At 72.5% G+C, this 13,444-nt stretch carries 9 protein-coding genes and 1 tRNA gene; 4 read left to right on the plus strand and 6 right to left on the minus strand.

Features of this window, described 5'->3' with window-relative positions:
• Positions 1-7 precede the first annotated feature (7 nt).
• From glmU to N6H00_RS24845, 3 genes are all read right to left on the minus strand, one after another.
• The gene (gene glmU, locus N6H00_RS24835) at positions 8-1,465 is read right to left on the minus strand and encodes a bifunctional UDP-N-acetylglucosamine diphosphorylase/glucosamine-1-phosphate N-acetyltransferase GlmU (RefSeq protein ID WP_268974039.1); all 1,458 of its coding nucleotides are present in this window, start codon (positions 1,463-1,465) and stop codon (positions 8-10) included.
• A gap of 107 nt (positions 1,466-1,572) precedes the next feature.
• A tRNA-Gln gene (locus tag N6H00_RS24840) sits at positions 1,573-1,644 on the minus strand.
• A 29-nt stretch (positions 1,645-1,673) separates the two neighbouring features.
• Positions 1,674-2,567, minus strand: coding sequence for a hypothetical protein (locus tag N6H00_RS24845; RefSeq protein ID WP_268974040.1), 894 nt, complete (start codon positions 2,565-2,567; stop codon positions 1,674-1,676).
• Positions 2,568-2,723: 156 nt separating this feature from the next.
• Here N6H00_RS24845 and N6H00_RS24850 point away from each other — a divergent pair, with 156 nt between their 5' ends.
• A complete protein-coding gene (locus N6H00_RS24850; RefSeq protein ID WP_268974041.1) occupies positions 2,724-4,325 on the plus strand; it encodes a sensor histidine kinase in 1,602 nt (533 codons plus the stop codon).
• 30 nt (positions 4,326-4,355) lie between these two features.
• On the opposite strand, the gene N6H00_RS24855 is transcribed toward N6H00_RS24850, so the two are convergent.
• Both N6H00_RS24855 and N6H00_RS24860 read right to left on the minus strand, forming a co-directional pair.
• Positions 4,356-4,835, minus strand: a complete 480-nt coding sequence (locus tag N6H00_RS24855) for an SUKH-3 domain-containing protein (protein ID WP_268977098.1) — start codon at positions 4,833-4,835, stop codon at positions 4,356-4,358.
• A 134-nt stretch (positions 4,836-4,969) separates the two neighbouring features.
• A complete protein-coding gene (locus N6H00_RS24860; protein WP_268974042.1) occupies positions 4,970-5,491 on the minus strand; it encodes a YwqJ-related putative deaminase in 522 nt (173 codons plus the stop codon).
• A 196-nt stretch (positions 5,492-5,687) separates the two neighbouring features.
• On the opposite strand from N6H00_RS24860, the gene N6H00_RS24865 reads away from it, so the two are divergent.
• The 3 genes from N6H00_RS24865 (at position 5,688) to N6H00_RS24875 (ending at position 10,693) form a co-directional block, all read left to right on the plus strand.
• The gene (locus tag N6H00_RS24865) at positions 5,688-6,665 is read left to right on the plus strand and encodes an HNH endonuclease (RefSeq protein WP_268974043.1); all 978 of its coding nucleotides are present in this window, start codon (positions 5,688-5,690) and stop codon (positions 6,663-6,665) included.
• 5 nt (positions 6,666-6,670) lie between these two features.
• The gene (locus N6H00_RS24870; protein WP_268974044.1) at positions 6,671-9,529 is read left to right on the plus strand and encodes an SUKH-4 family immunity protein; all 2,859 of its coding nucleotides are present in this window, start codon (positions 6,671-6,673) and stop codon (positions 9,527-9,529) included.
• Positions 9,530-9,772: 243 nt separating this feature from the next.
• Positions 9,773-10,693, plus strand: a complete 921-nt coding sequence (locus N6H00_RS24875; protein WP_268974045.1) for a cellulose-binding protein — start codon at positions 9,773-9,775, stop codon at positions 10,691-10,693.
• 813 nt (positions 10,694-11,506) lie between these two features.
• On the opposite strand, the gene N6H00_RS24880 is transcribed toward N6H00_RS24875, so the two are convergent.
• Positions 11,507-13,069, minus strand: a complete 1,563-nt coding sequence (locus N6H00_RS24880; protein WP_268977099.1) for an MDR family MFS transporter — start codon at positions 13,067-13,069, stop codon at positions 11,507-11,509.
• Positions 13,070-13,444 lie beyond the last annotated feature (375 nt).

Raw genomic sequence — 13,444 nt, forward strand, 5'->3', positions numbered from 1 at the left:
GCACATGTCACTGCTGGCCGTCGTCCTCCCGACGAGCGGCCTCGGCGGCCTGCGCCGCGGCGCTTCCGGGGCGCTTGCGGGCGACCCAGCCCTCGATGTTCCGCTGCTGCCCACGTGCGACAGCCAGCGAGCCCGGGGGCACATCCTTGGTGATGACCGATCCAGCGGCGGTGTAAGCACCGTCCCCGATCGTGACGGGAGCCACAAGCATATTGTCGGCCCCGGTCCGGCAGTGGCTGCCGATGGTGGTGTGGTGCTTGTTCACGCCGTCGTAGTTCACGAAGACACTCGCGGCGCCGATATTGGTGTACTCACCGATCGTCGCGTCGCCCACATACGACAGATGCGGCACCTTGGTGCCCTCACCGATCGTGGCGTTCTTCATCTCCACATATGTCCCCGCCTTGGCCTTCGCCCCCAGCCGGGTCCCGGGACGCAGATACGCGTACGGCCCCACATTCGCCCCCGCGCCGATCTCCGCACCCTCCGCGACGGTGAACGCGGCAACCGCGCCCCGGCCGACCGTGGTGTCGGTGAGCCGCGAGTGCGGCCCCACCTCGGCGTCCGCGGCGACATGGGTCGCCCCCAGCAACTGGGTACCGGGGTGGACCAGCGCGTCCGGCTCAAAGGTGACGGTCACATCGACCCAGGTCGTGGCCGGATCCACCACGGTCACCCCGCTGAGCATCGCCCGCTCCAGCAGCCGGTCGTTCAGCAGCCTACGAGCCTCCGCCAGCTGCACCCGGTTGTTGATCCCGACGATCTCACGGTGATCGGCCGCCACCGACGCACCCACCCGGTGCCCGGCCTCGCGCAGAATGCCGAGCACATCGGTGAGGTACTCCTCACCCTGGCTGTTGTCGGTCCGCACCTTGCCGAGCGCGTCGGTGAGCAGCTGGGCGTCGAAGGCGAAGACCCCGGAGTTGATCTCACGGATCGCACGCTGCGCGTCGGTCGCGTCCTTGTGCTCCACGATCGCGGTGACCGCACCGGTCGCGCCGTCCCGCACGATCCGGCCGTAACCGGTGGCGTCGGGCACCTCGGCGGTCAGCACCGTCACGGCGTTCCCGTCGCCGGAGTGCGCCGCGGCGAGCTGCTGGAGGGTCTCGCCGGTCAGCAACGGCGTGTCGCCGCAGACGACGATCACGGTGCCGTCCAGGGCGACCCCGCTCCCGGACAGCTCCTCCAGCCCCATCCGGACGGCGTGCCCGGTGCCGTTCTGCTCATGCTGGACGGCGGTGCGCACCTCGGCGTCGATCTCGGCCAGATGCGCGGAGACCTGCTCCCGGGCGTGGCCGACCACGACCACGAGATGCTCGGGCGAAAGCTCACGGGAGGCGGCGACGACATGCCCGACGAGGGAGCGGCCGCAGAGGGCGTGCAGAACCTTCGGGGTTGCCGATTTCATGCGGGTGCCCTCACCCGCTGCGAGGACGACGACGGCTGCCGGGCGGTTGGCGCTCACGGGTGTGCCCTTCGGCTTCGGGGGTGGACACCCGCAGGATACCGAGAGGTTTCCGGGCGGAAAGGAAGGAGGGTCCCGAGCCGGACGGTCAGGACCCGAACTTAGAGCTCCCCTGCCAGGACTCGAACCTGGAACAAAGCATTCAAAGTGCCACGTGTTGCCCATTACACCACAGGGGATGGCAAAAGGTGCCAAATCGGACAACCTGCTAGATCGTCGACCTGGCCCCCACCACTATGCCGTACCACCAGCCTTCAATGCGACGGTATAGGTCGGCCCCTTTGAGGACGCGGACCACGAAGCACCCCCGGTAGTGCTCGCCGACGTTCTTCCGGACGGTCTTGGGGTTGTGCTTCTTCAGGGTGGTTTTCTCAAGGGTGTCGACGTCCACCCCGACCAGGTCCGCCCAATACTGTTCCGCGTCGGCTACCTGGGCGGATTCGTGGATCATTACGCGATAGCGGATGCGGTCCGGCTCGACCCCGAGCAGGCTGAGCCATGCGAGATAGGTCTGGATCATGCCGGGGTCACTGTTGATGAAGACGACCGCTTCGCTGTGGCGGTGCGGCTTGCTCTTGCTGCCCTCGGACCAGTACAGCCCCACCCCCACCAGGAAGAGTTCCCGGTCCGTCATCGCGCCGATCTCCCGCGCTGCCGCGAACTTCGTCTGCTGCCGCTCGATCTCCCGCCGCCGCAGCGTCGCCTCCCACCCCCGCTTGGCGATCGCCGACGCCTCCTCGCGGGTGCGGGGCGGCCGGTCCGGTTTGGGCAGGTCGCGGACCCAGAGGGAGATGGAGCTCTTGGAGCAGCCCAGTTCCAGTTGGATCCTGTCGTAGGTCATGCCTTGCAGCCGCATTTCGCGCGCCCTGGACCGCAGGTCGTCCTTGGCGTTGGGGCGCTTGGTCCAGTCGGGTGGTGGTTCGCCTTCCAGGAGGCGGTTCAGGAGGTCGTTGTTGCTCACCTTCAGCCGGTCGCGGATCTGTCTGCGGCTCAGCCCCTCCCTCCGTAACGCGATCGCCCGTGCTCTCAGCTCTTCGAAGGTGGCCGACCCGTCGAACAGGCCGCCCACGCTGTCGCCGTCGCGGCGCCGTGGTTCGCTCATGACCACAGGGTGGTTCGCCATCGGGACACGTCGGGTCGAAAACGTGGGCGATTCATTCGTTCGAGTTAAATGGGTGGCTTTGCCTGGTGTTCGAGTCCCTTGTGCGCCGTCGTGTCCCCAGGAAATGCGCTGGCGCCCGGCCGTAGGCTGGGCGCCATGAGTTCGTCGGGGGAAGAGGCGGCGGGCGCGCGTGGCGCGCCTGTGGGGCCGTTGTGGTGGGGGCGTCGGCGGAGCCTGGGGCTGGATGCCCTGCTCGCCGTGGCGTCGGCGGCGGAGTGTGCGGCGGAGGGTGTGGTATTCGCCCACGATGCCGGGATTCCGGTCGTCGTCGGGGTGCTGATCGGGCTGGTCGTCGGGGCCACGCTGGTGTTGCGGCGGCGCTGGCCGATCGCCGTGGTGCTGGTGTCGATCGCGGTCACGCCGGCCGAGATGGGTGTGCTGCTGGCCGTCGTGGGGCTCTACACGCTCGCCTCGTCCGAGGTGCCGCGCCGGATCACGGCGGTGCTGGCCGGGATGGCGGGGGTGGGGAATTTCCTCGTCACGATCATCGGCTTCCGGCGGGGTGCTGAGAGCAGTGGGCTGGGGACCTCCGTGTGGGAGGCCCCGATGTTCGCCACGCTGCTCACTTTGGGGCTGACCGGCCCGCCCGTGCTGCTGGGGCTGTATGTCCGGGCGCGGCGGCGGCTGGTGGAGAGTCTGCGGGAGCGGGCGGACGGTCTGGAGCGGGAGCTGTCGTTGCTCGCGGAGCGGGCGGAGGAGCGGGCGGAGTGGGCGCGTAACGAGGAGCGGACCCGGATCGCGCGGGAGATGCATGACGTGGTGGCGCACCGGGTGAGTCTGATGGTGGTGCACGCGGCGGCGTTGCAGGCGGTGGCGCTCAAGGATCCGGAGAAGGCGTCGAAGAACGCGGCGCTGGTGGGGGATATGGGGCGGCAGGCGTTGACGGAGTTGCGGCAGATGCTGGGGGTGTTGCGGTCGGAGGACGGTCTGCGGGCGCCGGCCGCGGGGGGTGGTGCGGCCGCTGTCGCTTCCGGGGCCTCGGCTGTGTCCCCGGCCGGGCCGTCGGCCGGGGGTTCGGTGGCTGGGGATTCGGGGTCCGGTGGTTCGGGGGTCGGTGCCGCCGGGGCTTCCGCCGAGGAGAAGCCGCTGGCGTCGGTGGCGGCGGCCGCGTCGGCCGCCGCGGAGGCCGCCGAGGCCGCGGAGGCGGCTGGGGCGGCCGCGTGGGGTGCGGGGGTGCTCGGGGGGCCGCGGCTGGCGGAGCTGGAGGCGCTGGTGGGGCAGTCCCGGGCGGCCGGGATGGCCGTGGAGCTGTCGGTGGAGGGTGAGGTGCGGCGGTATGCGGCTTCGGTGGAGCAGACCGCCTACCGGGTGGTCCAGGAGGCGTTGACCAATGTGCACAAGCACGCTCCGGGTGCGAGTGCGCGGGTGCGGGTGGCGCACCGTGTGGCCGAGGTCGCGGTGCTGGTGGAGAACGGTCCGTCGGAGCGTGGTGCGGCGGACGCGGGGCTGCCCAGTGGGGGGAATGGGCTGGTCGGGATGCGGGAGCGGGTTTCGACGCTGGGCGGGGGCTTTGTGTCGGGGGCCACGGAGGCGGGTGGCTTCCGTGTCTCGGCGGTCATCCCGGATCGTACGGAGGGCGCGGACCGTGCGGAGGGCGTGGATCGCGTGGGGCGTACGGGCCCGGCGGCGGAGCGCTCGGCGGACCGCGCCGCGGCCGAGGGCCGCGGCGGGGATGTGGAGCGGGCGAAGAGCGCCTAGTGCGGGTGCCGGTGCCGGTGCCCGGTCGGCTCAGGCGCGGGTCAGTCTGACCGGGAGGGCGCCGGTGACGAGGGTGTTGAGGGCGGCGTCCAGGGTGGGGCCGAGGTACCAGTCGCCGGTGTGGTCGAGGCTGTAGACGCGTCCTTGCGCGTCGATGGTCAGCAGTGCCTGTCCGTCGGCTTCCTCGCCCAGGGGGCAGACCTCGGTTTCCAGGGCCCGGCCCAGGTCGCCGAGGGTGCGGGCGCAGTGGAGGCCGTGCAGCGGGTCGATGCGGAAGGGGGTGGGGGCGATTTCGCGGCCGGCGCCGGGGGGCTGGATGTGCAGTCCGCCGAACTCCGCCCATGCCTCGACCGCCGCCGGGAAGACGGTGTGCCGGTGGCCCGCGGGGGAGGAGTGGGCGAGGAGGGCGTCGGCCCAGGTCTCGGCGCGTTGTATGTCCCAGCGGCCGGGCTGCCAGCCCGCTTCGCGCAGGGCGGCGTCGACGGCGACGGGGAAGCGGGTGGAGTCCATGCGGTTGACCGGTGGCCGGGTCGGCCGGGCCGGGTGCGCCTGTGCTGTGTGCGGGGCCCGTGCCGGGTGGGGTGCCTGCGGTGCTTGGCTCATGTGTGGTGCTTGTGATGACTGTGGTGCTTGTGGTGACTGGTTCACGTGGTCTCACCCACCACCCGTACGCCGAAGTGGGCCAGCAGCGCGGTGCAGGACAGGCACGGCGGGGCGTAGCTGCCGTGCTGGGGGTCGCCCGCTTCCCGGATCCGGCGGGTGGTGAGTTTGGCCTGTTTGAGGGAGCGGCGGGCCTCACCCTGGGTGAGCGGTTTACGGGAGGCGCGCTTGGAGCGGTTGGCCTCGACGTTCGCCAGGTGCCGGGAGAGGAGGATCACCTCGGGGCAGCGTCCGGTGAATCGTTCGCGCTGGCCGCTGGCGAGGGCGTCGAGGAAGTCCTGGACCAGGGGGTGGAGCGTGGGTGGCTGGTCGGCCTTGCCTCCGGTGCAGGTCAGCGTCTCGCCGCGGACGGACAGCGCGGCCGCGACGGCGGGCAGGATACCGTCGCGGCGGTGGCGGAGCGGCGGCGGGCCGGCGGCGGGGTCGACGCTGCTCCATCTCAGCCGGGGGTCGCCGGCCGTGAGGGTGGCGCCGTTGCCGCCTCCGTTGCTCTGCGTGATGTGCATGTGGTGGATCCCTCCCTGTGCAATCCCCCGGTTGCAATGATCAGACTGCCAAATCCTTTGGGCGCTGCGGTAGTCCGGGGCTGAACGACCAGGTGGAACCCGGGGCCGCGGTGGGGGTGGGCGGCCGCCCGGTTCACCTGGTTGCGTCAGCGCATAGGCTGTGCCCAGTAGCCAGCATCAGCAGGGGGCAACCGCCATGACGACAGGTCGGCTCGGGCAGCATGCCGCGCCACCGAACACGGCCTACGCCGGGCAGGTCGTGCATTTCCCGGACCCCGTCCGGGCCGCCCGACACCCCAAGGGCGTCCGGATGGATGAAAACGGCTTCCCGGACTTTTCGCCGTATGCGCGCGCGGCCGCCGAAATCGCCGAGCCTCCGGAGGGGTTCGGCGTGGACGAGCTTCGGCTGACGGACTACGTCTCGGCGAACGCGGCGCTGCACGCCGCCGGCCACGAGCTGTGGAACGGGTCGTCGTCGGTGGCCACCCCGCACGGCTGGACCTGGCACCATGTGGCCGGCACCCGCCGCCTGGAGCTGATTCCGGTCGAGGTCAAGGCGTTGCTGCGGCATCACGCCGGGGTCGCGACGGCGCTGGTCGACCAGGAGAAGCGGGGTACGCGCCCGTTGCAGGAGACCCGGCCGATCCATATCGGTCTGCCGGTGCGGGGTATTTCGGTCACCGAGGAGCAGGTGCTCGGTGTCGAGGAGGACCTCGGTTACCGGCTGCCCGAGTCCTACCGTGCCTTTCTGAAGGCGGCGGGCGGCTGCGCGCCGGTCGGCACGGCGCTGGATCCGGAGCTGGGGCTGCTGATCGACCAGCCGTTCTTCACGGTGCGCGACGCGGCGGCGGTCAACGACCTCGTCTATATCAACAAGTGTCTGCGTGACCACTTCACCAAGGACTATCTGGGCGTCTGCTTCGTGCAGGGCGGTGTGATCGCGGTCAAGGTGAAGGGGGACGCGATCGGCTCGGTGTGGTTCTGCGCGTACGACGACGCGCGGGACCGCGACGGCTGGACGGTCCAGGAGCGGGTGGAGCGGCTGATGCTGCCGTGCGGCGAGGACTTCGACGCCTTCCTGCTCCGGCTGGCGGGCAATGCGCCGGAGCTGGAGACCGTGGCGAACCTGATGGTGGACGGCGGATTCGCGTACGCCGTCCCGGTGGAGGGGTGAGCGCGATGGTGACCTTCGCACAGGCGCAGGAGCGCGCGGAACTCTGGATCAACGGCGATGTGCCGGCGTATCAGCAGCGCGAGGCGCGGGTCCGGGAGTTCGACCTGGGCTTCGTGGTCTGGGCCGAGGACCGCCCGGACGGGCCGGTTTCGGGCCGGGGGGCCGAGGGTGCGCGGATGGTGATCGCCCGCGACAGCGGTGAGACCACGCTGTGGCCGGGGCTGCCGGTGGGTGAGGTGATCCGCCGTTACGAGGAGCGGTACGGCACGACCGACGGCACCCGTGACGAGTCCACCAGCGGGCGGCAGCAGCGCATCGACTTGAACGCGACGTCCTTCCTGCTCACTCCGCCGGAGTGGTTGCTGGAGGCGGCGGACGCGAGGAACCGGCCCGGTCAGGGGTCGGAGGCGGAGTCCGACGGGGACGCGGCCGATGCTTCCGCGTCGGCTTCGGGCTCGTCGGCTGCCTCTGCTTCTTCTGCGGGTGCCGCTGATTCGGGCGCTCCGTCCTCCCCTTCTGCCTCTTCTGCCCCTTCTGCCCCTTCTTCTCAGGGGGACGACTGGCCGTCGGCCGGTGGGGCGCAGGGCCGGGGCGGGGCCGTGGACGACTGGCCGTCCGACGGTGTCGCCCGCCCTCTCGCGGCCGACGGGCCGCAGGACGCCCCGCCCGTTCCTGGCGCTCCGTCCACGCCTGGCGCACCGCCCGCGTCCGGTGGGGCGAGCCCGTGGGCCCCGCCCGCGCCGGACGCCGGGACGCCCGCCTCGGGCAGCCCGGCCGGCGGTCCGGCCACGCCCGGCGGCGGTACGCCGTGGGCCGGGACGGACATCAAGGGCGACGATGACGACGACCGCTCGGTCGCCCCGCCCGCCACGGTCTTCGCCCCGCCGCTGGCGGGCTCCGACGACGAGGACACCCCGGCGCCGGGTGTCCGGCCCGACGCCAAGACCGAGTTGATGTCCGCGGGCAGTGCGCTGCCGCCCACGGCCATCGCCCCGTCCCTCGACTTCCCTGAGCAGCAGGGCGGGTCCGGTACCGGCACGGGGGCCGGGTCCCGCGCGGGTGGCATCGCGGACGAGGCCGCCCATGAGGCGGGCGGCACGACGCCTCCGCCGCCCGGTGTGCCGGGTGCGCCCGGTGCCCGGCCGGGCTCGGACCCGACGCCTCCGCCCGCGCCGTCCGGCCCCGGTGCGCCCGGTGCTCCGGCCGGGGGGTACGTACCGACACAGCTCGTCTCGCAGCTCGGCCCCGATGACGGCCCTCCTGGCCCCCCTGGTGCGCCTGGTGCGCCGGGTGCTCCTGGTGGTGGGCAGACGCCGCCTCCGCCGGGTGCGCCGGGTGCGCCTGCCGGTGGGGTGCATGCCGCCGCGACGATGCTCGCGGGTCCGGGTGGTGCGCCACAGCAGCAGATCCCGCCTCCGGGCGGTCCGCAGCAACCGGGTCCGCCCGGTCCGCCTGGCCCTCCCGGCCCTCCTGGTGCGCCGGGTGCTCCTGGTGGTGGGCAGGCGCCGCCTCCGCCGGGTGCGCCGGGTGCGCCTGCCGGTGGGGTGCATGCCGCCGCGACGATGCTCGCGGGTCCTGGTGGACAGCCGGCGCCCGGCGCACCGGGTGCGCCCGGTGGCCCCGGCTATCCGGCCCCGTCCGGCCCGCAGCCGCCCGGCCCACCCGGTGTCCCCGGTGCGGGTGGTCCGCAGACGCCGCCGCCTCCGCCGGGTGCGGCCGCACCCCCGTATCCGGGACCCGCCGGCGCGCCGGGCGCGCCGGGTGCTCCCGGTATGCCTCCGCCCTCCGGTGCTCCCGTCCAGGGGGTCGCGCCGCCCGGGGGTATGCCCGCGCCGGGTATGGCGCCGCCGCCCGGTTACGCGTATCCGCCGCCGCCCCCGAACCAGCCGACCGTGGGGCCCGGCTATATGGCGGTGCTGCGCTACCGTGCGCCGGACGGCTCCGAGCAGCAGCTCATCCGCCGTTCGGCGCCCGGCACCCCGCATCCGGAGTGGCAGATCCTGCATGAGCTGCGGGCGATGAACGTGCCGCCGCAGCAGGTGCTGGAGCTCCACACCGAGCTGGAGTCCTGTGATCTGCCGGGTGGTTACTGCGCCCGGATGATCCGGGAGAGCTGGCCGCAGGTGCGGATCAGTCACACCGCTCCGTACGGGCGTGATCACGCCACCCGTCAGCAGGGTGTGCGTCATCTGCTGGAGCACCAGGATGAGTTGGCCCAGGTGGCGGACGGTCCGGCCCGTCCGGGGCCGAACCGGGTGCCGCTGCCGCACCCCAGTCAGGTGCAGCCGATTCCGCCGGTGCCGCCGGAGGGGCTGGCGCATGAGCTGGGCCAGGCGTTCGGGCCGCAGGGCATCTTCCGCTTCGATCAGCGCGCGGTGTCGCGGATGGGTGTTCCGGACGTGGTGGCGCAGACGCTGGTGTGGGCGGGTCTGCCGGCCGACTTCGGTCCGTTCTTCTGGGCGCAGGCCCAGCCGGGCCGCCCGGTGCCGACGCTCGCGGAACTGGCGGCGGAGCGCGGGGTGCAGCCCGCGCCGGACGCGGGTTCGTACCTGGTCATGGGCAATGACTTCGGCCGTCAGCTGTGTGTGCAGTACGGCACGGCGAACATCGTGGCGGTGCCGTTGGAGGCGGCGCCCCAGCCGGTGCCGCCGCAGTTCGTGAACACCGGGCTGCCGGAGTTCGTGCGGTGCATGGCGCTGCTGGGCCGGATGTGGCGGCTGCGCTACGGGCTGACGCCGGAGCAGGCGGGCCGTTGGACGGTGGACTTCCAGGCGCAGCTGGCGGGTCTGGATCCGGCGGCGCTGTCCGCTCCGGACAACTGGTGGGCGGTGCTGCTGGAGCAGATGTGGGACGGCCTGCTCTGACCTGCCTGCTCTGACCTGTCCGGTCTGAGCCTGTCCGCTCTGGGCCTGTCCGCTCCGAGCCTGCGAATGAACGGCGATTGAGGCGCCCGACCCCCGTGACGGGGGCGGGCGCCTCGTCGTTGTTGTCACCGGTGGCGGTCCCGCCCGGGGATATGGGCGGAGTGTCGCGTTATGGGGGATGAGGGCCATCTACAAAGATGAGCGCCGAAGCGCGTTACATACCGGACAAAAGGGGTTCGAAGGATGGGCGCATCGGTGTCACCTCATGGCTTCACCATCGTCGGCGGGCGGGGCCGTGGCTACCGTCCCGCGCAGGTCGACCACTATGTGGCCGAGCTGTCCGAGGCGCGGGACGCGGCGTGGGAGCGTGCCGCGCGCCTCACCGTGCTGGCCAATGAGCTGACCGCCGAGGCGGAGCGGCTGCGCGAGGTGGTCGCCCAACTGGCCCCCCAGACCTATGAGTCGCTCGGCGACCGGGCCCAGCTGATCCTGATGGCGGCCGAGGAGGAGGTCGTCTGTCTGCGGGCGGCGGCCGAGGCGTCGGCGCAGGAGGAGTGGGAGGCCGCGCAGACCGCGGCCCGTGCGGCGCGGGACGCCGCCCGCGACGAGGCCGAACAGATCCGCGAGGCCGCCGAGGCGGCGGCGCGCGTCATCGTGGAGTCGGCCCAGGTGGACGTGGACGAGTTGCGGTCCGCGTCGCGTCAGGACGCCAAGGAGTGGCGGAGCCAGGCGCTCGCGGAGCTGAAGGAGATGCATCAGCGCGTCGCCGGGATCCTGGCCGAGCAGGAGCGGGAGCACGCCGAGCGCTGGGAGGCGGCGGGCCGGGAGATGGCCGAGCGGGACAACGCGATGACGGCCCGGCTGGCCCAGTTGGAGGAGTACGCCCAGGCCACGCTCGCCGATGCCAAGCGGGAGTACGGGATGGCCGAGCAGGCCGCGCGGCTGCGGAAGGAGGACGCGCAGGCGCAGGCGGCGGAGATCATCGCGCAGGCGCGGGCCCGGGAGGAGCGCTTGGCGCGGGAGACGGAGCGGACGCTGCGTGAGCATGTGGAGCGGCGGGAGGAGCTCAGGGCGCATCTGGAACATGTGCGGGGCAGCCTGGCGGCGCTGACCGGCAAGCCGGTGTCGGAGGACGCGGCGGCCACACAGCGCACCGACCCCTGAGCGCACCCTGGCCTCCGCCGGGTTCAGGGACCGCCCGGCGGCAAGGGCGCGCCGTCGGCTTCGGGCGTCGGGTTCACGGACCGCCCGGTCTCCGGGGTGCGGCGGGGTCACTTGATGTCGGGGCTACCGGCCTTGAGGCTTGGCCGCCGCCTGATTTCGGGGTGGCCCGGCTGCAAGGGATCGGTCGGCTTCGGGGTCGCCTGGCCGTCAGGGTTCGGTCGCGCGTCCCGCTCGGTCCCGCCCGGCTTGGGGGGGGGGGGGGGTCGGCCCTGCCCGGCCTCTGTGGCTTGGCCGCCGTCTGGTTTCGGGGTGGCCCGGCTGCAAGGGATCGGTCGGCTTCGGGGTCGCCTGGCCGTCAGGGTTCGGTCGCGCGTCCCGTTCGGGCCCGCCCGGCTTGGGGGGGTTCGGCCCCGCCCGGCCTCCGTGGCTTGGCCGCCGTCTGGTTTCGGGGTGGCCCGGCTGCAAGGGGTCGGTCGGCTTCGGGGTCGCCTGGCCGTCAGGGTTCGGTCGCGCGTCCCGTTCGGGCCCGCCCGGCTTGGGGGTCGCCCGGCCTCCGTGGCTTGGCCGCCCGCCCGGTTTCGGGGCCACCCGGCGTCAAACACGCGGCTGCTGCCCGGTTTCCGGCCACCCGGTTTCAGGGCCGCCCGGTCTTCATGGTTCGGTGTTGCCCTGTTCGGGGCGCCTGGTTTCCGGCCCACCGGCTTCCCGGGTGCGGCCGCCGCCCGGCTTCGGGTGGGGGCCGCTGCGTTTCAGGGCCCCTTGGCCTCAAACGCGCGGTTGCCGCCTCGTTTCGGGGGCACCGGCTCGGTGTTGTCAGGATTCCGCCTCGGTCTCCGCTTCCGTGCGGATCGGGAAGCGGCGCGGGGCCAGGAAGACCAGGGCCAGCAGGGCCAGTAGGGCGGCGGTCGCCGAGCCCAGGTAGACGTGGTCGACGGCGGTGTCCACGGCGCGCCGCAGGTAGTCGGCGGCCTGGTCGGTGAGGGTGCCGGGGTGTTCCAGGGCGCGGGAGATCGAGTCCAGGTCGTCGGGCAGTCCGGGCCGGATGGCGTCGGGGGCGTCGGTGAGCCGGGTGGCCAGGGCGGCGTTGGCGATGGCGCCGAAGAGGGCCGCGCCGATGCTTTGGCCGACCTGGCGGCAGAAGAGGATGGAGGCGGTGGCGGTGCCGCGTTCGGCCCATTCGACGGAGGACTGCACCCCGATGATCAGCGGCAGCTGGAAGAGTCCGAGGGCGCCCCCGAGCAGCAGCATGATCAGTGCGGGCTGCCAGGCGGCGCCCGGGTAGGGGAGGAACGGGAAGGCGGCCAGGATCAGCGTGGCGGCCGTCATACCGGTGATGGCGCAGCGCCGGAAGCCGACGCGGTTGTAGACGCGGCTGCTGAGCGCGGCCGCGATCGGCCAGCTCAGCGTCATCGTGGACAGGACGAATCCGGCCGGTATCGGTCCGAGTCCCAGCACCGACTGGGCGTAGGTGGGCAGGAAGACGGTCGGGGCGATCATCAGCAGGCCGAGCGCGCCGAAGGCGAGGTTGACCGCCGAGATGGTGCGGCGGCGCCAGACCCAGCCGGGGATGATCGGTTCGGCGGCGCGCCGTTCGATCCATACGGTGGCCGCGGCGCAGACCGCGGTGGCGCCGAGCAGGGCCAGTGACGGGGCGGACAGCCAGCTCCAGGCGACTCCGCCCTGGACGAGGGCGGTCAGCAGCAGTCCGCCGCTGAGGAATACGCCGAGCGCCCCGGCCCAGTCGACCTTCGGGCGGCCGTCCCGGGGCCGTCGTGGTTCGTGCAGGTGACGGGCGATCAGGGCGAGCGCCAGGGCGCCGACCGGCAGGTTGATGAGGAAGATCCAGCGCCAGTCGGCGTATCCGGCGAGCACTCCGCCGATCGCGGGACCGGCCACGGAGGAGAGTGCCCAGACGGAGGAGAGCCTGGCCTGGATCTTCGGGCGTTCCTTGAGCGGGTAGAGGTCGGCGGCGATGACCTGGATGGTGCCCTGGAGCGCCCCGCCGCCCAGCCCCTGGACGATCCGGGAGGCGATGAGGGTGCCCATGTTCCAGGCACCGGCGCACAGCAGCGAGCCGATGAGGAAGACCACGATGCCCGCGAGCAGGATGGGTTTGCGACCGAAGGTGTCGGAGAGCTTGCCGTACAGCGGCAGGGAGACGGTGACGGCGAGCAGATAGCCGGAGAAGAGCCAGGAGAAGACGGAGAAGCCGCCGAGGTCGCCGACGATCTGCGGTACGGCGGTGGAGATGATGGTCGAGTCGAGCGCGGTGAGCGCCATGCCGAGCATCAGGGCGGCGGCGACGGGGCGGCGGCCGCGGGGGGCGGGGGACTCGGGGGTCGGCTGGGGTGCGGATGGCCTGGGGTCCGCGTCCATCGGCCGTCGTGCGGTGCCGCCCACGGTGGCGCGCTCCCTCCGCCGGTCGGCGCCGGCACGTGTTCGCGATGCTGCTACGACGATGCTTGTGCGGTGCGCACGGTGCATGTGTTGCGGTGCGCACAGTGCTGGTGCGGTGCCCACAGTGCTCGTGCGGTGTGACGGTTTTCGTGTTGTCCGAGGATCCTTGTACGACCCACGATTCCATGCCGGGCCGGGGCGGGGGAAGAACGCATCCGGGCTGCCCAGACCGCCCGTATCGGTCCTGAGGTGACGGAAGGGTCCGGGATCGGCCCTTAGGTCCGGTCAGCCTTGAGGCTTACTCCCCTAGGGGATGGCCACCCCGTACTCCTACCCCCGGTTCGTCCCGGCGGA

Source organism: Streptomyces sp. S465 (assembly GCF_026898115.1).
Lineage (GTDB): Bacteria > Actinomycetota > Actinomycetes > Streptomycetales > Streptomycetaceae > Streptomyces > Streptomyces luomodiensis.